General features: G+C 64.3%; 25 protein-coding genes. 8 read left to right on the forward strand and 17 right to left on the reverse strand.

Annotation, left to right across the window (positions count from 1 at the left end; translation table 11 throughout):
- Nucleotides 1–35: 35 nt before the first annotated feature.
- The 9 genes from C6A82_RS22855 to C6A82_RS22895 all read right to left on the reverse strand — a co-directional run bounded on the left by C6A82_RS22855 (nucleotide 36) and on the right by C6A82_RS22895 (nucleotide 10,479).
- On the reverse strand, nucleotides 36–716 hold the full coding sequence (locus C6A82_RS22855) for a DUF4396 domain-containing protein (protein WP_233216756.1): 681 nt from the start codon (nucleotides 714–716) through the stop codon (nucleotides 36–38).
- Between the two features lie 593 nt (nucleotides 717–1,309).
- Nucleotides 1,310–2,572 (reverse strand): MFS transporter, encoded by a 1,263-nt coding sequence (locus C6A82_RS22860; RefSeq protein ID WP_199193610.1) that lies wholly within the window; start codon nucleotides 2,570–2,572, stop codon nucleotides 1,310–1,312.
- Nucleotides 2,572–3,681 (reverse strand): PLP-dependent cysteine synthase family protein, encoded by a 1,110-nt coding sequence (locus C6A82_RS22865; RefSeq protein ID WP_311101489.1) that lies wholly within the window; start codon nucleotides 3,679–3,681, stop codon nucleotides 2,572–2,574. The genes C6A82_RS22860 and C6A82_RS22865 overlap by 1 nt, the downstream gene beginning before the upstream one ends.
- Before the next feature lie 957 nt (nucleotides 3,682–4,638).
- On the reverse strand, nucleotides 4,639–5,559 hold the full coding sequence (locus tag C6A82_RS22870; protein ID WP_105343609.1) for a M56 family metallopeptidase: 921 nt from the start codon (nucleotides 5,557–5,559) through the stop codon (nucleotides 4,639–4,641).
- Nucleotides 5,556–5,921 (reverse strand): BlaI/MecI/CopY family transcriptional regulator, encoded by a 366-nt coding sequence (locus C6A82_RS22875; RefSeq protein WP_105343611.1) that lies wholly within the window; start codon nucleotides 5,919–5,921, stop codon nucleotides 5,556–5,558. Before C6A82_RS22875 ends, C6A82_RS22870 begins: the two co-directional genes overlap by 4 nt.
- 612 nt (nucleotides 5,922–6,533) lie before the next feature.
- Nucleotides 6,534–7,319, reverse strand: coding sequence for an ABC transporter permease (locus C6A82_RS22880; protein WP_105343613.1), 786 nt, complete (start codon nucleotides 7,317–7,319; stop codon nucleotides 6,534–6,536).
- Nucleotides 7,316–8,119: an ABC transporter permease gene (locus C6A82_RS22885; protein WP_199193671.1), complete on the reverse strand. Its 804-nt coding sequence runs from the start codon at nucleotides 8,117–8,119 to the stop codon at nucleotides 7,316–7,318. The genes C6A82_RS22880 and C6A82_RS22885 overlap by 4 nt, the downstream gene beginning before the upstream one ends.
- Complete coding sequence (locus C6A82_RS22890; protein ID WP_105343615.1) at nucleotides 8,116–9,108, reverse strand: ATP-binding cassette domain-containing protein; 993 nt, start codon at nucleotides 9,106–9,108, stop codon at nucleotides 8,116–8,118. Before C6A82_RS22890 ends, C6A82_RS22885 begins: the two co-directional genes overlap by 4 nt.
- Before the next feature lie 18 nt (nucleotides 9,109–9,126).
- Entirely contained in the window at nucleotides 9,127–10,479 is a 1,353-nt protein-coding gene (locus tag C6A82_RS22895; RefSeq protein ID WP_105343617.1) for a wax ester/triacylglycerol synthase family O-acyltransferase, read from the reverse strand.
- 368 nt (nucleotides 10,480–10,847) lie between these two features.
- Between C6A82_RS22895 and C6A82_RS22900 the strand changes: the two genes are divergently transcribed.
- Together C6A82_RS22900 and C6A82_RS22905 are read left to right on the forward strand one after the other, a co-directional pair.
- Nucleotides 10,848–11,201 (forward strand): DUF732 domain-containing protein, encoded by a 354-nt coding sequence (locus tag C6A82_RS22900; protein ID WP_105343628.1) that lies wholly within the window; start codon nucleotides 10,848–10,850, stop codon nucleotides 11,199–11,201.
- A gap of 180 nt (nucleotides 11,202–11,381) precedes the next feature.
- Nucleotides 11,382–11,750 carry a YkvA family protein gene (locus tag C6A82_RS22905; protein ID WP_233216838.1) on the forward strand — a complete coding sequence of 123 codons (369 nt, stop codon included), beginning with the start codon at nucleotides 11,382–11,384 and terminating at the stop codon, nucleotides 11,748–11,750.
- A 26-nt stretch (nucleotides 11,751–11,776) separates the two neighbouring features.
- Here C6A82_RS22905 and C6A82_RS22910 read toward each other — a convergent pair whose 3' ends face one another.
- Together C6A82_RS22910 and C6A82_RS22915 are read right to left on the reverse strand one after the other, a co-directional pair.
- The gene (locus C6A82_RS22910) at nucleotides 11,777–12,829 is read right to left on the reverse strand and encodes an NAD(P)-dependent oxidoreductase (RefSeq protein ID WP_105343619.1); all 1,053 of its coding nucleotides are present in this window, start codon (nucleotides 12,827–12,829) and stop codon (nucleotides 11,777–11,779) included.
- Between the two features lie 100 nt (nucleotides 12,830–12,929).
- A complete protein-coding gene (locus C6A82_RS22915; RefSeq protein WP_105343622.1) occupies nucleotides 12,930–14,093 on the reverse strand; it encodes a serine/threonine-protein kinase in 1,164 nt (387 codons plus the stop codon).
- Nucleotides 14,094–14,208: 115 nt separating this feature from the next.
- Here C6A82_RS22915 and C6A82_RS22920 point away from each other — a divergent pair, with 115 nt between their 5' ends.
- Nucleotides 14,209–14,571 (forward strand): DUF2510 domain-containing protein, encoded by a 363-nt coding sequence (locus C6A82_RS22920; protein WP_105343624.1) that lies wholly within the window; start codon nucleotides 14,209–14,211, stop codon nucleotides 14,569–14,571.
- On the opposite strand, the gene C6A82_RS22925 is transcribed toward C6A82_RS22920, so the two are convergent.
- Entirely contained in the window at nucleotides 14,547–15,560 is a 1,014-nt protein-coding gene (locus C6A82_RS22925) for an oxygenase MpaB family protein (RefSeq protein WP_311101490.1), read from the reverse strand. The genes C6A82_RS22920 and C6A82_RS22925 overlap by 25 nt on opposite strands.
- Before the next feature lie 67 nt (nucleotides 15,561–15,627).
- Here C6A82_RS22925 and C6A82_RS22930 point away from each other — a divergent pair, with 67 nt between their 5' ends.
- Nucleotides 15,628–16,221, forward strand: a complete 594-nt coding sequence (locus tag C6A82_RS22930; protein WP_105345888.1) for a TetR/AcrR family transcriptional regulator — start codon at nucleotides 15,628–15,630, stop codon at nucleotides 16,219–16,221.
- A 3-nt stretch (nucleotides 16,222–16,224) separates the two neighbouring features.
- Here C6A82_RS22930 and C6A82_RS22935 read toward each other — a convergent pair whose 3' ends face one another.
- Both C6A82_RS22935 and C6A82_RS22940 read right to left on the reverse strand, forming a co-directional pair.
- Nucleotides 16,225–16,653 (reverse strand): hypothetical protein, encoded by a 429-nt coding sequence (locus tag C6A82_RS22935; protein ID WP_233216969.1) that lies wholly within the window; start codon nucleotides 16,651–16,653, stop codon nucleotides 16,225–16,227.
- Between the two features lie 117 nt (nucleotides 16,654–16,770).
- Nucleotides 16,771–17,202 (reverse strand): hypothetical protein, encoded by a 432-nt coding sequence (locus C6A82_RS22940; RefSeq protein ID WP_105345887.1) that lies wholly within the window; start codon nucleotides 17,200–17,202, stop codon nucleotides 16,771–16,773.
- Between the two features lie 298 nt (nucleotides 17,203–17,500).
- Here C6A82_RS22940 and C6A82_RS22945 point away from each other — a divergent pair, with 298 nt between their 5' ends.
- The 4 genes from C6A82_RS22945 (at nucleotide 17,501) to phoU (ending at nucleotide 22,768) form a co-directional block, all read left to right on the forward strand.
- Complete coding sequence (locus tag C6A82_RS22945) at nucleotides 17,501–18,499, forward strand: acyl-ACP desaturase (protein ID WP_105345885.1); 999 nt, start codon at nucleotides 17,501–17,503, stop codon at nucleotides 18,497–18,499.
- Entirely contained in the window at nucleotides 18,487–19,650 is a 1,164-nt protein-coding gene (dusB, locus tag C6A82_RS22950) for a tRNA dihydrouridine synthase DusB (RefSeq protein ID WP_255419247.1), read from the forward strand. The genes C6A82_RS22945 and dusB overlap by 13 nt, the downstream gene beginning before the upstream one ends.
- A gap of 177 nt (nucleotides 19,651–19,827) precedes the next feature.
- The gene (locus C6A82_RS22955; RefSeq protein WP_105345883.1) at nucleotides 19,828–22,017 is read left to right on the forward strand and encodes an LCP family protein; all 2,190 of its coding nucleotides are present in this window, start codon (nucleotides 19,828–19,830) and stop codon (nucleotides 22,015–22,017) included.
- A gap of 85 nt (nucleotides 22,018–22,102) precedes the next feature.
- Nucleotides 22,103–22,768, forward strand: a complete 666-nt coding sequence (gene phoU / locus C6A82_RS22960; protein ID WP_105345882.1) for a phosphate signaling complex protein PhoU — start codon at nucleotides 22,103–22,105, stop codon at nucleotides 22,766–22,768.
- 80 nt (nucleotides 22,769–22,848) lie between these two features.
- On the opposite strand, the gene pstB is transcribed toward phoU, so the two are convergent.
- From pstB to pstC, 3 genes are read right to left on the reverse strand one after another with little or no spacing between them, the layout of a single operon-like run.
- Nucleotides 22,849–23,625, reverse strand: a complete 777-nt coding sequence (pstB, locus tag C6A82_RS22965) for a phosphate ABC transporter ATP-binding protein PstB (protein WP_105345880.1) — start codon at nucleotides 23,623–23,625, stop codon at nucleotides 22,849–22,851.
- Nucleotides 23,626–23,637: 12 nt separating this feature from the next.
- Nucleotides 23,638–24,552 (reverse strand): phosphate ABC transporter permease PstA, encoded by a 915-nt coding sequence (pstA, locus tag C6A82_RS22970; protein ID WP_105345879.1) that lies wholly within the window; start codon nucleotides 24,550–24,552, stop codon nucleotides 23,638–23,640.
- On the reverse strand, nucleotides 24,549–25,604 hold the full coding sequence (gene pstC / locus C6A82_RS22975) for a phosphate ABC transporter permease subunit PstC (protein WP_105345891.1): 1,056 nt from the start codon (nucleotides 25,602–25,604) through the stop codon (nucleotides 24,549–24,551). Before pstC ends, pstA begins: the two co-directional genes overlap by 4 nt.
- Nucleotides 25,605–25,613 lie beyond the last annotated feature (9 nt).

A 25,613-nucleotide genomic window follows, 5' to 3' on the forward strand; every position in this document is an offset into this window, starting at 1 on the left:
CTCCGCTTAGGAGGCGGCGTCAGCAGGCAGTGTCATCAGTTGGATTTTTGTTCTGCAGTTGTCGTCGAGGGCTGCGCATGCTGTGTTGCAGGTTCAGGGCCGGCAACTTGATCGGCGATTGATACCACCAAGCCGCCCAACATGAACGCTGTGATCGCAGCCGCCAACCCTCCTGTGCTGAAGGCCGGAATGAATCTGCGCGCCCCCGTCGGAGTCGCACCGCCGTGGTGGTACTCGTGCGTGAGCGCATGGCCCTTGCCTCTACCTAGCAGATAGCGATTGACGGGGTAGGCCGCGATGAAGGCGACGACGAGCGCAATCATCATGCCCACCCAGAACACAACATTGACCAATCCTGCGTCCATCGCGCCGGGAATGATGGCCATGACAGCGTTGTCGACGATCTCCATCGTCAGAATCGACAACGTATCAGCGGCCAACACCACAGTCAGCGCCGTGCCCAACGCCACGCCGGCGCGGAGCAGCGGCAGCGTGGACAAGGCGTAACCGAACAGAAAAGCCAGTGCTACGGCCAGCGCGATCGTGGCGAGATTGCTCAGCCCGAGCGCGGTGCCGATGATCAGGCCGGCGATCTCGCCGATCGCGCATCCCGTTAGGCAGTGCAGCGTGGCGCTCAAGGCCATGGTGTTGACGTTTCCGCCAAGTTCAACTGCGTGGCCGCTGTGATCGTGATTGTGCGTTCGGTGGACGGTCATCATTGCGCTCCTTGCTAGTAGTCGACGAATCGGCGAAGTGCTTGGACGACGAGTATTCCCGGTTACATGCATCAGCAACGGGCGTCGACGTAGACCGTTGTGTACCTGGTGACACCTCACGGTCGACGCCAACGGTGCTCATTTCGATGAGGTCCCGGCCCAGCCGTACAGATTCCACTTCGTGCTCCTTAAGGGGGCTGCACCGGTGCGATTAACAATCACGTTGTAGCCGTTGCGCTGCTGCGAGATAACAACATCCTCCGCGGATGTAGCGGCAGAGGGTGCTGCATGGGCCGAAGGCGCGACTCCGAACCTGGATGCGCCGAACATAGCGATGGTAAGAGCTGCCACTCGTCTATTGACCATGTTCTCTCCAATCATCGAGCTCCCGCGCGAATACCCCTGGGGGGTATCACTGGCTCACCGCTGAACATACCCCCACGGGGTACCGCACGCAACCCCGGTGGTCGTGCCTCACGCCTTCGCAGTGGCCGCGCGCCACGTCGGGGGGCCCGGTATTTCCTGGATCCGCGAGGGATATCAAAAGGGTTGTGCAGGTCGAATTCAGCGCCCATGCCGACCGACAGCTGCCGTCAGGCGGCCCTTTCGCTCACTCCGACCTGCGGTACCGGCTGTAGTCGACCGGTGCGGTCGAGGCGGTATAGCGCAGCAGCTGAGGCCAGCCCAATCAGGGCGAGTGCCAACCAGATAAGCTCGCCGACGCCGGCATTGCGGGCGGCCTGCATCAGCGCTCCTGTTGCGAGGTTCCCGACCAAGATTCCGACTCCGACGATGGTGTTGTAGAAGCCGTAGTGCGTGCCGACTAGCCGATTATTGGCCAGCGAGACGACGGTATCCATCTCAAACGGGAACACGGCCGCCGAACCGACCGCTAGTACTCCCGCGGCCACTAACAGCGCGACAACCGCAGGAACGAGGCCTAAGCGCCCACTGCCCGGTACGACTATCAACGGTACGAACGCGGCCGCGAGAATTACGAGGCCGACCACCAGGGAGCGTCCCGCACCCCACCTCGCACCGAAGAATCGTGTGATGCGCATTTGGCCGAACACCGCCACCACACCGGACACGACGAACACGGCGGCCACCACGAGCGACTCCCGATGCGGCGCGAGTATTCCGGCGTGAAGCGGCAGGGCCAAGTACACCTGAAAGGACAAAACGTACGAGCCGATCATTGCTACGCCGAACAACAAAAACGATCGATTGGCGAGGACGACACGCCAGTCGGCAAGCACTGACGCTCTGCCTTCCGGCGCGCCGACGCTCCGTGCCGGCAGTGCGAACAACTGCGCGACGGTCAGGGCGGCGAACACGACCGCCGCCACCGCCGCAGTGATGCGGAAGTCGAACATCATCAGCGCCAGCCCAACCAGTGGACCGGCCAGGATTCCTGCCTGATAGAAGATATTGAACACTGCGAACGCCTCAACCCGCCGCGGGCCGGCATCCGCGGCCAGGTATGCCCGCACCGCGGGGTTGAACAAAGCACCGGCGAAACCCGTTGCAGCCGAGGCAATAAGCATCGCCGGTAACGACTCGGCCACGACCAGCAGGCCGAATCCGGCGGTACGTAGCAGGCAACCCGCCACAATCAACGGCTTATACCCGAGTCGATCCGCGAGCGTGCCGCCGACGATGAACATCCCTTGTTGGGAGAAGTTCCGCACCCCCAACACCAGCCCGACCGCCCACGCCGCCAACCCGAGCGGACCGGCCAGGTATCCCGCTAAATAGGGCATCAGCATGTAGAAGCCGAGATTGATGCCGAACTGGTTGATCATCAGCAGCCGGCTCGGCCAGCCGAAACTGCGAAACTTGGTCAGCACAGCCATCACTGCATCACCGCCACCGGGTCGACGACATTGACGCAGCGAGTCCACGACGAAACGACCTGTGCAGCCGGATCATCGATGACAGCCGGCTCATCGGACGGCGTAACGCCCAGCAGACCATGATCCCGGCAGTACTCATCGTTGTAGACGGTGTCGAAGTAGCGTTGCGGCCCATCGGGAAAGACTGCGGCGATCGTGGTAGCGGAAGGCATCGTGCGTGCCGCCCAACCGGCCACAAGCGCGACTGCCCCAACACTCCAGCCACCGCTCGCGTAATGCGTGGCCGCAAGATTGCGACAAGCCCACACCGCCTCGGAGGGAGCCACCCAGTGGACCTCGTTGAACGCGGCGTAGTCCACATTCCCCGGATAGATGCTCGATCCCAGCCCGCGCATTAGACGCTTGCTGGCGGGCTGGCCGAAGATCGTCGATCCGATCGTGTCCACGCCGATTAACCGTAGATCAGGGTTGTGCTCCCGAAGGACTCGGGCAACGCCGGATGAATGTCCGCCAGTGCCCACCGAGCACACCAGAACATCGATGTGACCGAGCTGCGCCTGCAGTTCTAACGCCAGCGGGCGGTAAGCCTCGACGTTGTCGGGATTGTTGTACTGGTCGGGGTACCACGACTGCGGCTCAGCGGCGAGAATCTGCTGCACCCGGTCGCGGCGTGCCTGCTGCCACCCACCTTCGGGATGTGGTTCCGTCACCAACTCGACGTCGGCGCCAAAGGCTGACAGCATCCGCTGGATGATCGGCTCCATCCCCGGGTCTGTGACCAGAGTGACAGGGTGCTCATAGACTGTGCCGGCCAAGGCGAGACCCAGACCCAATGTGCCGCTTGTGGACTCGACGATGCGGGCCCCTGGTCGCAGAGCACCGCTGGCCCGCCCCCGCTCGACCATGTGCATCGCGGCCCGATCCTTCATGCCGCCGGGATTGAAGCCTTCGAGTTTGGCCCAGAAGCCGCGCTCCCCAGGAGTGAATGGCGCTGAGATGCGCAGCACCGGGGTGTGGCCCACCATAGAGCCCGGCCGCTCATTTCGGCGGAGCCGGTGTTGCCGGGATAGTGCCAGGTCGGGTGTGTGGATTGACAGGACGTGGTCCATAGAATGTGTCGCTTCTCTTCGGAGCCGCGACAAGTACCGCGGCCGCTGATAACGGGTAGCTGTTGCCGACCGAGCTCGCCCTATGGCGGGCTTGGTCTGGTGCTACGCGGTCAGCGGCGCGCGATGCACAGCCGGGTCAACAGGACCCGGCCACTCTCAGATGCAAGAAGTATTCGGGGCGGGCCACGGATCCCGTTTGGCGATGCCTGTCGCCAGAACAGCACCGAAGCTGCGACTGTGGCGACCAGCACCAGCGCGACCAGAGCAACGGTGGCGCGCGGCAGAACAGCCTCCGCAATTGCATCAGGTTGTACAGGCATCGACCCTTCCCCCAAGTGCGGATGATCAGACACCACAGCAAAGCCGCCGTGTGGGCTTGCAGCCAACGCATGCGGACCGTGGGACACCTCGTCGGCAGTAGATGCCGCCCATTCGGTACCGGACACGACGATCCAAACCGCGAGTGCCAACGCCACGACTGCGCGCAGTCGCGTCCTAGGAACTAGGTCGTCGTACCTCACAATGTTTCCGACTGTAGCAGCGGATCTGAACGAATCGATCCAGCCGCCGACTTGACGCCGTGTTGTTACCGCCCCGCGATAGCGTGCAGGGTGCCGATTCGTAAAGCGTCACTGGAGTAGCGCTCACACCCGAGACGTCCTGGAATCAAAAGAGATAACAAGTCGCACCGGGTGCTCGCCGACGGTACTACGTCGAGTGTTTCACCAGCTCACCTACGGTTTTCCTACGTAGATTGGCGAGACGAGTGGACATGCGGCGAGCGCGGCCGTGGGCCTTCGCTGCTGTCCGCCTGACCATGGGTGCGTCGCGGCGCCGACACTTCGCAGCTGGTTGATTGCAGAAGGAGATGCGACGCGGCGCTTGTCAGGGTTCAAACTTGGAGATGCCGTGTGACCATTGACACACTCCAGCAGTCGCCAGTCACAGCTAACAAGTTCAGTGGTGACACAGCAGTTCTATGACCGCGGGCGCCGTCAGTGTCACCAGCATGGTGACCGCTAATGCGAGCCGCTGACACCATTGAGCCCCGCGGCCGGCGGGCGTGGTTAGTCGAATCGCGCGGGTCGCGACGGCTGTTGCGGCGGCGGCCAAACCGGTGGTTACCGGCGCGTGAGGCCCTGCCAGAGTCAGCAAGCCGCCAAGCAGGGGGCGCGCTCCGATACGGCGGGCCGCTGTGTCGTCGGCACACATCTCCAACAGCGCAGCGACCGATTCTGCTCCGCCGCGAAATAGCGGTAGACGAGGGAGGTTGGCGGCTATGGCTCGAAGCACCATGAGCAGTTGGTGATGGCGCCCTGCGATGTGAGCACTCTCGTGTGCCAGCACGGCCGCTAACTCCCGGCGACCGAGAGTTGTCAGGGCCGCGGAGGTGACGACAATCGCGTAGGGCCTACCGGCCACGCAATAGGCCGCAGGGCGGTGCGCATCGACGACCACAATGTCGGGTCGACTGGTGGAGCGACCGACCATGCGGGCAGCGTGTGCGTGCTCGTGGCTGCGCGTCCGCAGTGCGGTGATCGATCGCCAGACGCGACGAATGATCACGGTTGAAGTGAGTATGCCCACGGTCAGCAGCGCAATCGAACCAAACTGACCAGGCACCTGGGTGTGCTCAGACAATCCGAACAGCTCCAGACACAAAGTGACAGCTGAGGAATCAGTGAGGCTGTCCAGTGCCGCATCGAGTACGAGCATTAGCGCGCCCGCCCAGGCCGCAAGCGCCGCGCCTATCGCTGTGAGCCAGGCCGCCACCCCCATGCGCGGGCTGAGACCAGTGGCGGTAAGTCGCTGTAGCACCGGTGGTGCGAGCCATGTCAGTAGCCCGCCGTACACCAGAAGCCACAACGCTGTCGTCATCGCCGCCGCCCCCGGCGCAGGGCTGCTTTGAGCTGAGCGGATTCTTCCTCGCTCATTTGCTCGACGAAATGAGCCAGCACCAAGCCAGTGTCGCCGCCGGACTCGAATGCCGCTCGCATCAATCGAGCAGACCGTTCCTCCCGCGACATCGACGCCCGGTACAAATACGCCTTACCGCTCAGTTCACGTTGCAACCATCGTTTGCGGTGAAGGTTGTCCATCGTCGATAGCACGGTCGTATAGGCGATCCGGCGCTTTGTGGAGAGTTCGTCAAAGATGTCGCGAACTGTCACCGGCTCAGCGCGATTCCACACACGATCCATGATCACCGCCTCGAGGTCTCCGAACCCTCGCTGCTCCATCGTCGTACTCCTGCTCTCGACGTATTCTCCAAGCCTTGGGACGCGTCGTCAGCTAAATGTAGCGGTCCCGCGTCGGGCAGTCTTGCGGCCACGCAGTCGGTATGGATCATCTGAAGATGTGTTCTGTTCATGATCGCTACTCTGCTTGCCGGGAGTAAACATTCTTGCGGAACCCCGCGCATCTGAGCAGGTCAGACGCCAATTTGGGTTGATTGAGCAATAACACTGGACACAACATTCGCTTTGAATCTCGCGTAGGCCGACTGGGACGCTCAGCACATCAGCCTTGGGTGGGAGCATTATCACCACTTCTGCGTGCTGTCGCAGTCCGCGGGAGGTCCGCAGGACTTCCGTATTGATGGTGAAGGATCCGTTCGCAAGCCAACGCCGTCTGTCGGGGTGGAGCCACCTAACGGCCGTCGCCGAATCCAAGGCGAAATAACAAGCGCAGAAGAAAGCAGACTTTTAATCCGCAGGTCCCAGCTTCGAGCCCTGGTGGGGCACCGCGCAAATGTCCAAGTCAGGGCGTTATCTGCGGCTATCGCGTGCCAACGGGTGCACTCACAGGCGAGTCACGTCCACACCGCGTCCACATGTGGACAGAAGCGTCTGCTACCGAGTGCTGGCTTTGCGATACCCGAGGATCATCGGCACCGCGCACACGACGACGATCCCGACCGACCACAGCAAGATTCCGGTCGCCGGAGTCAGCACCGGACCACTGAGTGACAATCCCCGCATGGCGTCAACGGCGTAGCTCATTGGCTGGTGCTGGACCGCAGGCTGAATCCACTGTGGATATTCCGCCAGCGGCACGAACCCGGTGCAGAAGTAGATCAACAGCATGACCGCGACTCCTGTCGCGTCCACCAGCACGGTGTTGACCAGGTACAGGGCCGCAGTCATGACGAAGAACGAGAATGCGACCCCGAATGCTACTGGCACCGCCACCCACGCCACGCCTGCAGGGATTCCTTGCTCGAACCGAAACCCCAGCGCCACGCCGGTGCAAATCACGATCACCGTGGTGACCAGAGTCCTGGCCGCCTCGGCCACCAGGCGCGCCAGAAGACCGGAAGCGCGGTTCACCGGAAGCACCCAGAAGCGGGCAAGTAGGCCTTCTTCGCGCTCGCGCATCAGCGAGATTCCACTTGCCGTCGATCCGAAGATGGCCCCGACGAGCGCCGCCATCGGAACAGTGCCGTAGAGCGCGCTGTGACCGGTGACCGCCGAAACGGGTTTGCCGAATACGAGGTTCATGGACAGCAGGAACATGGGCGGCAAGATGAGTGCCTGGATGACCGTCTGCACATCGTGACACCACCGGATGAGTAGACGCTGCGTCTGCACCCAGGTATGCAGGTAGAGCAGTCGAGGAGAACCCTCCGAACGGCTCATCGCCGCCTCCGCTGAACCACGACGTACAACAACGCCGTGAACGCCGCTGTACCGATCAGCCACAGCAGTGCCGGCCCGACGACTGACAGTCTCGAAGGGACGGCTGAGCCGCTCGAATCGCCTGCCAAAGCGCGCAGCGCATATACGAACTGGGAAAATGGCTGATTGCGAACAAATGGCTGGATCCATCGCGGGTACAGCTCTGCAGGCTGGAATCCCACCGACAATGTCATCAAGGTGATCTGCGGGAGCAGAAGAATGTGGGTCGTCGCCTCGGGATTTGCGGCTGCCATCCCGATCAGGTCGCCAAGGACCGCCACGACCACGCCGATCAGAAGCACCAAAACGCAGAAGCCAACGGTGTTTTCGGCACCCTGATAGAACCGGAATCCGATCACATGCCCACAAACAATCGCAGTGGCCAGCGCGACCACGCACCGGTATACGTTGCCTGACATGCGGGCGGCCATTGGTGTCATCACAGGGATCGGCATGGCGCCGAATCGCCGGTTGATGCCGTGAACCGAGTCGGTCGCTGATCGCAGCGCAGCCGACATGGCTGCGAAGAAAACCGCCTGCAGCGCAATCGCGGGCATGAGGTACTGCGCATAGTTCACCTGCACGACAGTGGCCATGATCCGATTGAGGGGGATGTAGAGGCCGGCGGTGAAGCCGACGGACATCGTGATCGCGATGAGCAGCTCGCCATTGCGTACAGTCGGCGCGATTACCCGAACGGTGAGCACCCACCACTGTCGTAGTGGCGACGGGCGCGGTCGCGCCATGGTCCACGTGGTCATGACGTCACGGCGGCCGCTGCGGGGTCGCTGGTGCGCGTCGCGGACTCTTTGGTCAACGCGAAGAAGACGTCGTCGAGGGAAGGTCGCCGAAGCACCACGTCCACCAACTCGATGTTGGCCGAACCAAGCCGGCGCAGCGCCTCGACGAGGGTGTCCGCGCCGTCGCGCGCGGGCAACGTGATTCGACCGGAATCGGTGGATTGTTCTAGCCTGTGCTCGTCGGACAACAGCGAGCCCAGGGCGGCTGCCATGGCCGGCAGGTCTTGCGGGTCCTTGGGGGTTATCTCGCAGTAGCCGTCTCCCGTGCGATTCTTGAGCTCGTCAACCGGTCCCTCCGCGATGACGGTTCCATGATTGATCAAGACGATCCGGTCACAGAGCGCGTCGGCCTCCTCGAGATACTGAGTTGTCAGAAGTGTGGCTATGCCGGCGTTCTTGAATTCGCGTATCAGGTCCCAAATGCTCTGCCTGCCCCGCGGATCGAGACCGGTCGTCGGCTCGTCCAGGAAGGCCACCTCGGGGCGGACGATGAGACCGCAGGCGATGTCGATCCGTCGGCGCATCCCGCCCGAGTAGCCATCCACTCGACGATCCGCAGCATCGCTCAGGTGGAATTCCGCGATCAGCTCTGCCGCCCGTGCACGGGCATCCGACTTGCCAAGGCCCTGAAGCCGTCCGAACATCACCAGGTTCTGTCGGCCGGTCAGCATGTTGTCGATGGCCACCTGCTGACCCGTCAGCATGATGGATCGGCGCACTCTGGCAGGGTGAGAAACGACGTCGTGGCCGGCAACCCACGCATGACCGCTGTCCGGCCGCGTCAGCGTCGACAGGATGTCGACCATGGTCGTCTTGCCGGCGCCGTTGGGCCCGAGCAGACCGATCACCTCACCGCGACCAACCTCAAAACTGATGTCGCGCAACGCGACAACGTTACCGAACGACTTGCTGACCTCGTCGACGACGACACTGGAATCGGAAGCGGACATTGCTACTCCTAGCGCTGCTCAGAGACCGACCGCTCGTTCAAGGTCCTTCAGCGAGGTGTCCAACTGGCTGAGCAGATGTGCGGGATCGGGCAGGACGCAATCGGAGCCGGCGATCCCGAACTCGAGGGTTTCGGCATTGCTGTGCGTTCCGAACATCAGCGATTGTCCGAGCAGCATCGGCGCCCACCCGTAGGCGGCTTCGAATCTGGCGCCGTTGCGGTACTGCGGTTCGTCCTTCCCACGCACGTTACTGATGTAGACGTTGAACATCGGTGGGACCTTCGCGCGCAACCCGGTGCTCCCACTGATCGGAGCACAAACGAGTCCGCCCAATTGAATTGCCACCTGCCGGGGCAGCTGACGAATTATCTGCTTGTTGTATTGCATCGATGCGTGAATCGTTTCCAGCCGCTTCTCCGGCTCGTCCAGGTCGGTGGCAAGGTTGCACAGGGCGATGCCGAGGATGTTGTTGGCGTCGACGTCCTGCTCGTCGCGCAAGTCGACCGGAACCATCGCGACCAGGGGCGCCTCAGGTAGCGCGCCCAGTTCATCGAGAAACGAACGCAGTGCACCGGCTGACATCGCCAACGCCACGTCGTTGACACTCACGGCGGCAGCATTCGCGACCTTCTGTATGCGCTGCATCGGCCAGGATTGCCATCCGCGGCGCACGATGGCGCCGCTAGTGACGTTCAAGATCGTGCGTGGTGCGCGGAACGCGGGAATCAACCGCGGTTCCCGCAGTGCGGTCTTCATCAACGACGCGGATCGGCGGAAGTCCGCCGCGAATTTCGCCAGCCCCACTGGTCGCTCGGGCCGCGTCTGGGCCGGCCGGGCGGACTTCGGAGATTCGGGCTGCCGTTCCCAACCCACCCGAATCCGGCGGTCGTCGGGATCGGTACTGAGCGCCGCGTTCATCTGATTCGCCCAGGCCATGCCGTCCATCAGCGCGTGATGCACTTTGTACAACAGGGCGAAGCGTCCGTCGTTCAGGCCATCGATCAAAAAACATTGCCATAGAGGCTTACGCCGATCGAGTAACGGGGCATGCAGCTCGTCGCCCAGTGCGAGGAGTTCTCGCAGCCCACCGGGTGCCGGCAACGTGGTGTATCGCAGGTGGTAGTCGATGTCTATCTCATCGTCATTGGCCCAGCGCAGCAGCGATGTTCCGTGGCGAGTCGTCGCAGGATGCCCGGTGTAGGACGGCGCGACGTCCCGATGAGCCCGCATCGCCTCGAAGGTGTTGCGCGCGAATTCAGCATCAGCGCCGTGCGGTGGTCTGAACAGCTGCATGGCCGAGAAGTGCATCGGACGACCCTCGGCCTCAAACGACAAGAAGACCATCGCTTCAGGACGCGTGAACCGTTTCATGGCCCCCCTTTTTTTGCCACAACTCTGGCGCGCACTTTAGTCCATTTGCGCTTGCCCCTTAGCTGGATTTCCCGGGTCGTGCGATCCATAACCCCTGCGCGACCTACGGCTGGAACAACGACCGTTGCTGGCGGCGTCGAGCGTCCCCGGCGCTGCCGACAAAACCGACGGGTAGACGGCTGCTGACGGTCTCGACGAACCCGCGCCGGTTCAACAAGCCGGTCAATGGATCGTGTTCGGCGCGCATGGCGTATGGCCACGGCACAACGCCGGGTGTATCGCTTCGGTCTCAGCCGAACCGACGCACCGCCCGGCACCCGGTCGGATGCCCTATCGTCATGATCAACCACAACATCACAGGAGCAGCAATGCCAACAGCCGGTTTCCCGCGAGGGGCATCGGTCGCGACAATCGCGGCAGCGATCCTCGGCGTTGCTATCGCCTTCGGATCCGGGTCGGCGCACGCCACACCCGAGGACGACGCATTCATCGGCATCGTCAAGCAGCTCGACATCCCGGTCCCCTCGCCCGACGAGGCAGTCCAAGTGGGACGCGGAATCTGCACGGCAATGGACGCCGGCAAAATCGAACCCGCGCCGACGGTTCGGGGCATCATCAGCAGCCTGAAGTCGAAGGGGCTCGACAAGGGGCAGTCCGTCGGTTTGCTCAGGGGTGCCATCAGCGTCTACTGCCCGCGGTACACCGCCCTCGTCGCCCGGTGACCGCCTGACAACGCACGCCGGGTGACGGGCGACTGTCCGTTGCCCAGGTGGGTGATCGCGTCGGCCGCGAGGATCGCCACTGTGGTCATGGGTCGAACTTGGCACGAGAATGGCCGCGTGTCGGAATGGTGGGTGGTTCTGCTCGGGTCGGCCGGCGGCTCCGCGCTGATCTGGCTGGCCATGATCATCGCGTTGTGGCTGTCGAGACCCGACGACGTCGGGCTGCAGGACGCGATGCGGTTGCTTCCCGACGTGCTTCGGCTGCTGAAACGGCTCGCCGGCGATCGCGCACTGCCGTCCGGCGTCCGCATCCGACTCGCTCTGCTACTCGCCTACCTTGCGCTGCCGATCGATCTGATCCCCGATTTCATTCCGGTCCTGGGTTATGCCGACGACGCCGTCATCGTCGTACTCGTCCTGCGTTCGACGGCCAGGCGCGCGGGCGCCGACGCCCTTGCCAGGCACTGGCCGGGAACAACGGAGGGCCTTGACGCCGTGCGGCGGCTCTGCGGGCTGACCGGCACGGGGGCCGACGTCAGCGACAGTTGACGACGCGCTTGACGTCGTCGAGATCGCTAGACGTCCGGCGAGGGATCACCCCATCTGTCACGGATCCTGCCGTACGGGTCGGCGTACTGGCCGGGCTGCTTGTAGTACGGCGCTCGGCGTCGCATCGCACGGGCCAGCACGGGGGCCATCATTCGCATCCGCCGTACCTTCCAGTCAGCCCGCGCACGGATCTCCTCGTAGGAGTCCGAGTACGATTGCCGCTGAAACGACAGAACCTCTTCCGAGCGAGTCGTGTCCATCCAATCCATTGGAAACCAATCAGTGTCGCTATCGGGGTCACCCCGACGGCCGGGAAACATCAGGGGGCCCATCCCGATCGCGTCGGCACCCGCGAGGGCCATCTTGCGATGCGTCACCTTGTGGGAATCATCGCCGGCGATCATCAAGACCTCCCGGATGGCAGGGGTGGTGATCGCCGCTGCGAACGCCGAAGCGACATCGCGCACGTCGACGGAGTGACACCGGTTGTCCTCCGGCATGATCGAGCCGAAGTAGAACGAGTCGAAATCCCCGTAGTCGACCAATGGCTCCAGCGTGATGACGCCTGCGAGCCGCAGTATCGACCACTCCAAACTTGATGCGCGGACGATGTTTTCGGCGAGCAGCTTATGACAGCCGTACAACTCGGAGGCCAGCGGCGGCGTCTCGGGAGTCAGTAAATCTCTGTGCCGGTGCGGGTTTCGGCTGCCGTACACCGCCATGCTCGATGCGTGCACGAACCTCGGCGGCTTCGTCATGGCCTGCGCGGCGCGCACCAATGCGGCAGTGGCGTCGACGTTGACAGCGCGGGCCCGCGCGCGGTCGGCGTAGCACAACGGCGGAATATAGGCAGCAAGGTGGACGATGGCCGACGGGGCGACGTCGGCGACCAAGGCGCTGACCTGATCCGATTCCGTCAGGTCGACCCGGCGCACGTCGACGTCTGCGGGCAGCGCCGGCTTGACGGTCCGGTGCGCGGTCGCGGTCACCTTGATTCCGTCCGCGACGAGTCGATCGACGACAGGCCTGCCGACCAACCCGTATGCGCCGGTAACCAGTACGGAATCACGAACATCCACCGTGCGCTCCTTTGCGCGAGCGGAATATTGATCACCGAATCTAGTGGGCCATCGCTCTGCTATTCGTCCGTTGGACAAATTTTTGCGCTTCCCGGTGGCCTCAGTTGTTTTTCTTGCCGTTGCCGTGGCCTTTTTTCTTGCCGGGAGGTCCTTGTTCGACCGGCGCAAGCGCAGGAGGCGGCGGTGGCGGTGGCGGCGGCACCGCAGACGGGGTCGTCGACGACGACGTGACCGCCGTTTGAGTGGTCGCCGGCTTGGGTGTCGGGGACGGTGACGCGGACTCGATCAGGATCAGGATCGCGGCGAGCGCGATGGCGAACAGCGCCGCTGCGATATACAAAATCGTGCGGTTGCGGTTCCGCCCTGCAGGTGGCGCGACAGCCATCGTCGCGGGCGGGGGTAGCGGCTCGGCCATCACGCGGGTGGACGGCCGGGCCGCATTGTCATGCAACACAGGGGGTGCCGTGTACAGCGCGGACCGCATCGCCTCGGCCGTGGGGAATCGCCATTGCGGGTCACGAGCCATCGCGCGCTCGATCGTCGCCGCCAGGGCGGGTTCGACGTCCGGGCGCAGCGATTGCAGGGGCGGCGGTGCGGTATCCACGATCGCGCGTGCCAGCGCGACGAGGTCCTCTTGCGGGAATGGCTTCTGCCCCGACAGCGCCTCGTAACCGACCGCGCCGACGGCATACAGATCGTCGGCGACGGAAGCGGGCCGTCCGGCGATCCGGTTGGGACTCAGGTACGCCATCGTGCCGACGATCTGTCCGGTCATCGTGGCGGGCGTTGCGGCGCTTTTCGCGATGCCGAAGTCCGCCACCTTCACCTGCCCGGTTGGGGTGAGCAGAATGTTGGCGGGCTTGATGTCCCGGTGCAGGATCCCGGCCGCATGCGCCGCCGTCAGCGCCGACAAGACCTCGTCGAGTATCGTCCGCACCCGGCCCTGCGGCAGCGGACCCTGCCCCAGCTCGTCGGCCAGCGTCCGTCCAGAAAGACGCTCCATCACGATGAACGGCGTCCCGGCGTGGTCGCCGCTGTCGTGTACCGCGACGATGTGTGGGTGGTTCAGACCCGCGGCCGCCTGCGCCTCGATTTCGAAGCGCCGCCGACTGTCCGGCGCCGCGCTGAAGGCGGGATGGAGCAACTTCACCGCGACCGGACGGTCCAGTCTCCTATCCCAACCGTCGCGGACCTCGGCCATCCCGCCGCGGCCCAGAATTCCCCGCAATTCGTAGCGGCCGCCAAGAATCTCAGGCGCCTGCACATCTCTACGTTAGCGGGTGGGCACCGTCGGCCCGCTGAGGTACCCGGCCAGCAGCCCAGCGGGCTGATATTGCCCTCGGCGGCCGGCCGCCAGGCCGTCGGTACGATCGAAGGCGATGCTTTACCAGCGCGTTCGACGACCCTTCTGGCAACGCCACCCGATGGCGGCGGCAACGGGCGTCGTTCTCACTATCTGGCTGCTGTACAGCGGTGCGCACGTGTTCGTCGCCCTGGTCGGCCTCGGGTGGCTCGGCCTTGCGCTTCGCAGGCGGAGTCGGGTCAACGCGCGACGCGATGCCGGGTTGCGCGCCCGCGCCGAGTACGAACACGGGTTGAGCTTGCGCGGCGATCCGCGCGGGATCTACGGCCGCTATCCGCCGGTGCAGCCGGGCTGGTACTCGGATCCCCACAACCGTTCGCGATTACGGTATTTCGATGGTGCAGTGTGGACGGTTCACCTGGCATCCACAGGGCAGTAGTGCCAACCGTTGTCTCGGTGGCCTACCGGCGGCAGGTTGCGTGCAGGAGTCTCCACCAGCGGTGCGTCCGACGGGAGCCGACCCGTCGCGCGATCGAACGCGCTGCGCTTGCGGGGATGCATCATCATGCGGCCCGGCGTCAGCTTGGTGACGAGATGAACCAGGTTCCCGAAGCGGCGATGCAGCCACTCCTTGCGCGGTGACCACGTATAGCCCATCAGCTCACGAACGGGTGGGTCGTACAGGCCGACGGTGACGAAAAGCAGGAAGCGCTCCATCACCTTCAGGTTGATACGCCACAGCCACTCGGGGATCCACTCCAGTGACGGATGCTTGGTCATGGTGGACAGATCGAGTACTTCGCGGGCCGCATAATTGTCCTCCAACACGTTGTTGCACATGTGGTCCCAGTACTCATCGAACTGCTCCAAGGACTTCGGCACCGGGCGCATGCTCATTCCGTACATCCGGTACCAGGTGACGTGCTCGTCGAACAACTGGCGCCGTTGGTCGTCGGTCAGCCCGCCCCTGAACCGTTCCGCGGCAAGGAGTACGGATTTGAAGAAGGTGGCGTGCGCCCAGTAGAAGACGTCGGGGTTCAGCGCGCTGTAGCGACGGCCCTGATCGTCGACGCCCTTGATGCCGATGTGGTAATCGCGTACCTGGGCGCCGGTCTTGGGCGCACGGTCGCCGTCGAACACCACACCGCCGATCGGGTAGACCGACCGGAAAAGCCGCGGCATCCGCTCCATGAAGAAGATCGAGTGGTCCTTGACGGCCGCGCCCAGCTGCGGATGCATGTTCTGCATCGAGCCCGCCCAGGAACCCTGCAACATCCCGGTCCACTGCCCGAAGTACTTCCAGGTCAGCGAGTCGGGTCCGAGTGGTTCGGGCAGGGTGTCGTATCCGCCGCCGGAAACCGGGCAGCCGGCCGCGACAGGCGTCGTCCCAGTGGTCACGGGGCATACCTCGGACGTATCTTGAGTCACTGATGCACTTTCGTTGGAGTCGGGCAGATTTTGACTACATGCGTTGTCAGTTGATTCTAGGAGCGATGTGGCTGATGGTCAACGACGCGGCCGGTGGTCGGGCGTACCGCTCGAAGACCGCCAGGCACTGCGCCGCGGCGAGCTGATCGCCGCGGGAGTAGACCTGTTGGGCGGTCCCGACGGACCGGCATTGACCGTGCGCGCGGTATGCAGGGCGTCGGGCCTGACCGAGCGCTACTTCTACGAGAGCTTCTCCGACCGCGACGAATTCGTGCGGGCTGTATACGACGACGTGTGCGCGAGAGCGGTCTCAGCGCTGACGGCGTCGACCACCGCCCGCGATGCCGTCGAGCGGTTCGTCGCGCTGATGGTCGACGACCCGACGCGAGGTCGGGTCCTTCTGCTCGCGCCGACCGTCGAGCCGGTGCTGACCCGCTCGGGCGCCAGCTGGATGCCGAGCTTCATCGAGCTGCTGCAACGAAAGGTCACCCGCATCACCGAGATCACCGAGCCGGCCATGCAGGCGATGGTCGCGACCGGCCTGCTCGGCTCACTGACGGCGCTGTTCATCGCCTACCTGGACGGCCGCCTCACGGCCACCCGCGAGCAGTTCATCGACCACTGTGTCGACATGGTGCTCAACCGGGTCGCGAGCTTCTGACACCTACTCGGCTTCGGCCGCCTCGGCTTCTTCGGCCTCCGCGGCTGCCGCCTCCTCAACCTTGGCCTGGAACTCGCGGCCCGACACGCTTGCTGCCGAGGCGCCCGGCGTCGTCGCCGTCGCTACGCCGCGGTTGCAGTTGAGGGTGAGCAACACGTCGCCCTCGTCGGGTCCGAAGTACACGTCCTCGGGGATCGGCCGGACGAACGAGCCGTCGGTGACCCTCTCGACGAGACAGTCGCCCATCGCGTCCTGCCGGTCACCGACCGTCACTGCGATCTTGGGAATCCCGCCGTCTTCCTCGATCGCGGCGACCGCATCCTCGTACGTCATGCCCTCGACGTCCGGCGCTGCCGATGCGGTGCCCGCTCCCAAGATTCCGAGCACGCCCGCCGCGGCCGCTACGGCGCCGGTCGAAACAATGAATTTCACCTGCCCACCACCTGTTGTCGCGATTTCCGCAGGCTTTGAGCATGACAAATAACGGCTGAGAAATCGAGAAGGGAAAGTCAAGTGTGCGTTAATTACCCGCTCGGGATTTCGCCCGGATCACTCGCCGGCCGCGGCGAGTTCTTCCTCTTCGGCCTGCTGGGCCGCGGCGGCCTCTTCGGCCTTGGCCGTGAACTCGCGGCCTTCCGGGCTGGCCGCCGAAGCGCCGGGAACGCCGGCCGTCGCGGCACCGCGGTTGCAGTTCAGAGTGAGCAGCACCTCGCCGTCGGCGTGGCCGAACTCGCCGGTCAGGTCCCGTACGAAGGGGGCGTCGCTGGCGTTGGTGACCAGGCAGTCGCCCATCGCGTCCTGCCGGTCGCCCACGGTGACGGCGATCTTGGCCGTGCCGCCGTCTTCCTCGATGGCCGACACCGCATCGCCGTAGGTCATTCCCACCACATCCGGGGCGGCGGCGGCGATACCCGCCCCGAACAGCCCCATCGCGACCCCAGCGGCGCCCACGGTGCTGGCCGAAATGATGATCTTCTTCACATGCCCACCTATGTCTAAGGTCTACGGTTGCCGGGAATTTAGGCGCCCTAGGTTGCCTGCGAAAACAATACCGCCGAGCAGGCCGGCCCGCGAGCAGTACGGTACGTACTTCGCGCGAATCGTGGCGGCGTTACGTCCCGCCAAAATCGTGATCTTGCTGACGCCTCGACGCCCTGACCGCAACTTGTTGTGTCTGAGTTACACAGATATATTGACTGCAACCAACAGGTACAGATAAATCTGGGCCCCACGCACGAGAACCCGGACGCCCCCAACTTCTTAGGAGGACGCAGGCCCAATGCATGAAAACCTGACCGACCTGCACCTGCTCCACGAGCTCGAGCCTGTTGTTGAGAGGAACCTCAACCGGCACCTGTCGATGCGCAAGGACTGGAACCCGCACGACTACATTCCGTGGTCGGACGGCAAGAACTACTACGCCCTCGGCGGCCAGGACTGGGAGCCCGGTCAGTCGGTGCTGTCCGAGGTCGCGCAGACAGCGATGATCCAGAACCTGCTCACCGAGGACAACCTGCCGTCGTATCACCGCGAGATCGCGATGAACTTCTCGATGGACGGCGCCTGGGGCCAGTGGGTCAACCGCTGGACCGCCGAGGAGAACCGGCACGGCATCGCGCTGCGCGACTACCTCGTCGTCACCCGGGCCGTCGATCCGGTCGCACTGGAGACCCTGCGCCTCGAGCAGGTGACACGCGGCTTCAGCCCGGGCCAGAACCAGCAGGGCGACCTGTTCGCCGAGAGCCTGTTCGACTCCGTGATCTACGTGACGTTCCAGGAGCTCGCCACCCGCGTCTCACACCGCAACACCGGCAAGGCGTGCGAAGAGACGATCGCCGATCAACTGCTGCAACGTGTTTCGGCCGATGAGAACCTGCACATGATCTTCTATCGCGACGTCAGCGAGGCCGGTTTCGACATCGCACCGGACCAGGCGATGCACTCGCTGCACCGCGTGCTGCGCAACTTCAAAATGCCAGGGTTCACCGTCCCCGAGTTCCGCCGCAAGGCCGTGATCATCGCCGTCGGTGGCGTCTACGACCCGCGCATCCACCTCGAGGACGTCGTGATGCCGGTACTCAAGAAGTGGCGCATCTTCGAGCGCGAGGACTTCACCGGCGAAGCCGCGCGGATGCGGGACGACCTCGGCGTGCTCATCGAGGAGCTCAAGGAGGCCTGCGACAAGTTCGAGGTCGCCAAGGAGAAGCGCCTCGAGCGGGAGGCGAAGAGGGCCGAGCGCCTCGAAGCCAAGAAGGTTCTGGCGTCATCTCCGTCCTGACCGAATCCCGCACGCAGCTGCGGATCGGGCCTTTTCGGCTGGCCAGCCCCGTCGTGCTGGCGCCGATGGCAGGCGTGACGAACGTCGCGTTCCGTACGCTGTGCCGCGAGCTCGAACTCGCCCGGGCCGGCACGGTCAGCGGGCTGTACGTCTGCGAGATGGTGACCGCCCGCGCGCTCGTCGAGCGCCATCCGGTGACCATACACATGACGACCTTCGGTCCGGACGAGTCGCCGCGGTCGCTGCAGTTGTATGCGGTCGATCCCGAAAACACCTACGCGGCAGCGAAGATGATCGTCAACGAGGGAATGGCCGATCACATCGATATGAACTTCGGCTGTCCGGTGCCCAAGGTCACGCGTCGCGGCGGTGGCGCCGCCCTGCCCTACAAGCGACGGCTCTTCGGCCAGATAGTGGCCGCCGCGGTACGCGCCACCGAAGGGTCGGACGTGCCGGTGACGGTGAAGTTCCGGATCGGCATCGACGACGCACACCACACCCATCTCGACGCAGGACGCATCGCGGCCGAGGAGGGTGCCGCGGCGATTGCGCTGCACGCCCGCACGGCGGCGCAGCGCTACTCCGGAACCGCCGACTGGAAGCAGATCGCCGCGTTGAAGGCGCACGTCACAGACGTTCCCGTGCTCGGTAACGGCGACATCTTCGACGCTGACGACGCACTGGCCATGATGTCGGCCACCGGATGCGACGGCGTCGTCATCGGTCGTGGTTGTCTGGGCAGGCCCTGGCTGTTCGCCGAGCTGTCGGATGCTTTCGCGGGGCGCGATGGTGTGATACCTCCCACACTTGGCGAGGTCGCCGCGATCATGCGCCGACACGGTGAGCTGCTGAGCGCCCACTTCGGTGAGGACAAGGGCATGCGGGACATGCGCAAGCACATCGCCTGGTATCTGCACGGATTCCCGGCCGGAGCCGACCTTCGGCGGGCATTGGCGCTGGTCAAGACCCGCAACGAGTTGGACGAACTGCTCAACGGCCTGGACCCCGATGTGCCGTTCCCGAGGGCCGCGACCGGCCCCCGCGGGCGGCAGGGCTCACCCGCCTCGGTGGCTCTGCCGGAAGGCTGGCTGACCGATCCGGATGACTGCACGGTGCCCGAAGGGGCCGATGTGATGCATTCCGGTGGGTGAACCGAGACCATCTCGACATCACGTCTCTCAGGATCTCTCAGTACGATATGAGCCTGTCGTTATCGGCTCCAGACGCGGGGCCGCGGATATTGCCGCTTCAAATGCAGGTGGCAGCTGCGCAGCGGCCGATGCGCGCCGACGCGCACGCTGCTCATACGGTCGGAGGCCAGTAGGGACATGAGTGACGGCGATAACGCCACTCCTGGTCGCCGACGCGCGTCCGATGTGAACGGTGCCGATGAAGACGGTGCCAATCAGTGGCTTACTCGATCTCCTCTACCTCCGCGAGCCGCCGCGCCGTGGGAGCGTGGGTCTTCTGCTGAATCCGGCGAGAACGACACGTCGGCGGCCACCGGCAGCCATACCGACGGTGTGACGGTCGCCGACCTCATCGCCAAGATCACCGGTGCCCCGGCAGATCTCCCCAGCAGACATGCGGCACCTGAGCCTGAGCCCGAGCACGAATTCCGGCGTCCGGCGAGGGAACCTCGCGATGCGCCCCCGAGCGCCCCACGTCCACGCGCCACGCAGCCGCGGGCGGCGACTCCCCCGTCGGCGCCGACCCCGGCTCCGCCACCGCGCACCCGCCGGCCCAAGCCTCTGCGACCCAAGCCGCGGCACGAAGACGTGTCCGATCCCGATACCGAGGTCATTCCCAGGGTCTCCTACGCCGACGAGATTCCCGACCTGGCCGGGTTGCGGCGGGCACGGCTCGAACGGGTCGCGCCCGAGCGGGTCGGCGAGCCCTCGGCTGATCCCGTGAATCTTCCGAAGAAGCACAGGTCGCATCGCCGCGTCATGTTCGCGGGCCGCTCGATTGCCGCCATTCTCGCGGTGCTCGCGCTCGCGATGACGGGCGGCGCATGGCAGTGGCAGTCGACGAAGAACAACATGCTGAACCGTATTTCGGCGCTTGACCCCGATTCCCGCGACATCATCGACCCCAATGCGCAGTTCGGTGACGAGAACTTCCTGATCGTCGGCATCGACAGCCGGTTCGGCGAGAACGCCGGCATGGGCGCGGGGGACACTGCGGATGCAGGCGGCGCGCGTTCGGACACCATCATGCTGGTCAACATCCCGGCCAACCGCGAACGTGTTGTGGCGGTGTCGTTTCCGCGCGACCTGAACATCGAGCCCATGGAATGCGAGGCCTGGAACCCCGAGACCGGTGAGTACGGGCCGCTGTACGACGAGGAGACGGGCACCTACGGTCCCGACGAGATCTACACCGAGACGAAACTGAACTCCGCGTTCTCCTTCGGCGGCCCCAAATGCCTGGTGAAGGTCATCCAGAAGCTGTCGGGTCTGTCCATCAACCGCTTCATGGCGGTCGACTTCGCCGGCTTCTCCAAGATGGTCGACACACTTGGCGGTGTCGAGGTGTGCAGCACCACGCCACTGGAGGACTACGAGCTCGGCACCGTGCTGCCCAGCGCGGGACGCCAGATGATCGATGGGCACACCGCGCTGAACTATGTGCGCGCCCGTCAGGTGACCACCGAAACCAACGGCGACTACGGCCGTATCAAGCGTCAGCAGCTGTTTCTGTCGTCGCTGTTGCGCTCGCTGATCTCCAAGGAAGTCTTCTTCTCACTCAGCAAGCTCAACAACGTGGTGAACCAGTTCATCAGCGACAGCTATGTCGACAACATCGACACCAAGGACCTGGTGGCCCTCGGCCAGTCCCTGCAGAACGTCGCGGCAGGCCGCATCACTTTCCTCACCGTCCCGACCACGGGTTATATGGACGAGTGGGGCAACGAGCACCTGCGCGAGGACGACACCAATGCCATTTTCGACGCGATCATCAACGACGATCCGCTGCCCGAGGAGCGCAACGCCGACAACACACCGGTTCCCGGCACGCCGGAGTCGTTGACGAACGAGACTATCGAGTCGCCGACGAGCCAAGCGCAGACTCCCGAGGTTGCCGCCGATCCCGGTGAGGTCGTCGACGCCGTCACCACCGATCCCACGTCGGTCACCGTTCAGGTCTCGAACTCGACGGGCCAGGACGGCCTCGGCGCTACTGCGGCAACGGAATTGCAGCAGCACGGGTTCAACGTCGAGACCCCCGACACCTACCCGAGCTCGCTGACCGAGACGACGGTGTTCTTCTCGCCCGGTAACGAAGAAGCCGCAGCGACCGTGGCGTCGGCCTTTGTCGAGCCGACGATCGAGCGCGTCAACGGAAAGGGCGACACCGTCCAGGTGGTGCTCGGATCGGACTTCTCCGCGGTGAGCCCGCCCAAGCCGAGCGGCTCCTCGGTACAGGTGCACGTGCTGCACGGCACCGGGAGCACGCCGACCCAGCTCCCCGAAGATCTTTCGATCACCAACGCCGCCGACACCACCTGCGAGTGATCGCGCCGTTCGGGCAAGCGGCATTCACCTGTCGTTCACCCGGCACATCGTGACGATTCAGCTGATCAGCCCTTAGGCTGGGCATATGCGAACCGCGTATCACGAGCAGCTGGACGCGCTGACCAACCAGCTCGGCGACATGTGCGGGCTGGCGGGTGCAGCGATGGAGCGTGCGACCCAGGCCCTGCTGCAGGCCGATCTGGTGCTGGCCGAGCAGGTGATCACCGACCACGAGCAGATCGCTGGGATGAGCGCCAAGGCGGAAGAAGCGGCGTTCGTGCTTCTCGCCCTGCAGGCTCCGGTGGCCGGCGACCTGCGCGCGATCGTCAGCTCGATTCAGATCGTCGCCGACGTCGACCGGATGGGAGCCCTCGCGCTGCATGTCGCCAAGATCGCCCGCCGGCGTCACCCGCAGCACGCCCTGCCCGAGGAGGTCAATGGCTACTTCGCTGAAATGGGCCGCGTGGCAGTGGATTTGGGTAACAGCGCCCAGGAGGTGCTGCTGACGAAGGATCCGGAGAAGGCGGCGCGGATCAGCGCGGAAGACGACGCGATGGACGACCTTCATCGCCACCTCTTCAGCGTGCTGATGGACAAGGAATGGAAGCACGGCGTGACCGCCGCGGTCGACGTGACGCTGCTGAGCCGCTTCTACGAGCGGTTCGCCGATCACGCCGTCGAGGTGGCCCGCCGGGTCATCTTCCAAGCCACCGGCAGGTTCCCCGAGGACGAGCAACTGCCTACCCGTTAGGTCGTGCAGTCAGGGCCGGAGCACCGCTGAAGGCGTTGCGGACGTCATCCAGCGCGAAAACCTTCGCGATCGGGACGTGCTCAGCCGAAGCGACCCGAGATGTAGTCCTCCGTCGCCTTCTCCTTCGGGTTGGAGTAGATCTTCTCGGTGTCGTCGATCTCGATCAACTTGCCCGGCTTGCCCGTCGCCTCGAGGTTGAAGAACGCGGTCTGGTCACTCACCCGGGCCGCCTGCTGCATGTTGTGCGTGACGATCACGATCGTGTAGTCCTGCTTGAGTTCGGCGATCAGATCCTCGATCGCCAGCGTCGAGATCGGGTCGAGCGCCGAGCACGGCTCGTCCATCAACAGCACATCGGGCTGAACGGCGATCGCGCGGGCGATGCACAGCCGCTGCTGCTGACCACCGGAGAGGCCGCCGCCCGGCTTGTCAAGCCGGTCCTTGACCTCGGTCCAGAGGTTCGCGCCCTTGAGCGACTTCTCGGCCACCTCGTCGAGAGTCTTCTTGCTCCGCACACCCTGCAGCTTCAGGCCGGCCACCACGTTGTCGCGGATCGACATGGTGGGAAACGGGTTCGGTCGCTGAAACACCATGCCGATGGTCTTGCGGACACCGACCGGGTCGACGCCGGCGCCGTAGACGTCCTCGCCGTCCAGCAGCACCGAACCCTCGACATAGGCACCGGGGATGACCTCGTGCATGCGGTTCAGCGTGCGCAGCACGGTCGACTTGCCGCAGCCGGACGGACCGATGAAGGCGGTCACGTGGCGAGGCGGGATCGCCATCGACACCTCGGCCACGGCTTGGAACGACCCGTAGAAAATGTTGACGTCTTTGAGGTCAAGGCGCTTTGCCATCTGTGTGGTCTCCTAAACCTTCTTGGGAGCGAAGAACTTGGCGATGAACCGCGCGCCGATGTTGAGCAGCGCGATCAGCACGATGAGGGTGAATGCAGCGCCCCAAAGGCGGTCCGTCGGAACCGGATTCGCGCCTGCGCCCGCCGATGTCTGGTCGTACATCATGCCCGGAAGCGACCCCATGAAGCCGCTGAACATATCGAAGTTCATCGCCTGCGCGTAGCCGACAAGGATCAGCAGCGGTGCCGTCTCGCCCATGACACGGGCGAGTGCGAGCAGGATACCGGTGACGATGCCCGACAACGCGGTCGGAATCACAATGGAGGAGATGGTGCGCCACTTCGGCACGCCGAGTGCGTAACTCGCCTCGCGCAGGTCCATCGGGACGATGCGCAGCATCTCCTCGGTGGATCGGACGATCACCGGGATCATCAACAGCACCAAGGACAATGACACTGCGAAGCCCGACCGCTGAAAGCCAAAGGTGGCGACCCACAGCGCGTAGATGAACAGCGCCGCCACGATCGAGGGCACACCGGTGAGAATGTCCACCATGAAGGTGGTCACCTTGCCCAACCGGGTCCCGCCGCCGTACTCGACGAGATAGATGCCGACGAAGACACCGATCGGAATGGAGATGATCGCACATACCAAGCCCTGCAAGAGGGTTCCGATAATCGCGTGATAGGCGCCGCCGCCCGCTTGGAATGCCGTCATGCCCGCCTGCGAGTTGTACCACCATGTGCTCGACGTGACGGCGCCGATGCCCTTGACGATCACGGTGTAGAGCACCCATAACAGGGGCACCAACGCGATGACCACCGACAGCGTCACCAACACCGTGGCGACGTTGTCAGCCACCTTGCGGCGCAGGCTCAGCCTCTGGAACGTCGGCGCCTTCACCGGCTGGTCGAGTGTCGCCGTCATGACTTGCTCCTTCCGGCGACGGCCGCCCGCGCCAGCGAGTTGACGATGAACGTCAGGATGAACAGCACCAGGCCCGCCGCGATGTACGCGCCCGCCTTGTACTGGTCGTTGAATTCCGAAGCGGCAGAAGCGATCAGGCTGGCGAAGGTGAAGCCTCCGTCGAACAGCGACCAGCTGAACACCGCCTGGGTGCCGCGCAGGATGATCAGCAGCGCGATCGTCTCGCCGAGCGCGCGGCCGAGGCCGAGCATGGCGCCGCTGATGTAACCCGACAATCCGAACGGCAACACGGTCGTCTTCACGACCTCCCACCGGGTGGCGCCCAGCGCCAGCGCGGCCTCGATCTGACCGCGTGGAGTCTGAACGAACACCTCGCGCGTGACCGCGGTGATGATCGGCAGGATCATCACCGCCAGCACGATGCCCGCGGTGAAAATCGTTCCGCCGCCTGCCACCGAAGCGTTGCCGGTTTGAAACAGGAAGAGCCAGCTGAGGTTCTGGTTCAGCCATGTGGCGAACGGTTTGATCACAGGGGCGAGCACGTACAGGCCCCAGACGCCGTAGATGATCGACGGCACCGCCGCGAGCAGGTCGATCATGTAAGCCAGCGGGCCCGCGACCCGACGGGGCGCGTACTGCGTCAAGAAGATCGCGATACCCAGCGCCACCGGCATCGCCAGCATGAGCGCGAACACCGACACGAAGACGGTGACCTGCAGCAGGTCGAGGATGCCGAACTGCATCGCCGACGTGTCGGTGGTGACCCAGTTCCCGCTGTAGAGGAAGAAGTTCTCCTCGTTGCGGGTCAGCGCCGGGATCGCGCGCCAGAGCAGAAACGCCCCGATGGCCGCGATGATGACGACGATGAGGATGCCGGAACCCTCGGCCAGGCCGCGGAATATGCGGTCCCCCACCCGAACCTTTCCGCCTTTCGACGGGTCGGTTGAGATGGGCGCCGGTTCGGGAAAGGGCGAAGCGATCACTTCGCCCGACCCCGCATTGGATGGATCGGGCAGCCCGTCCGCTTCCGTCACATCGAGCCTATCCGTCATCGGTTCGCC

Source organism: Mycobacterium sp. ITM-2016-00318 (assembly GCF_002968285.2).
Taxonomy (GTDB): domain Bacteria; phylum Actinomycetota; class Actinomycetes; order Mycobacteriales; family Mycobacteriaceae; genus Mycobacterium.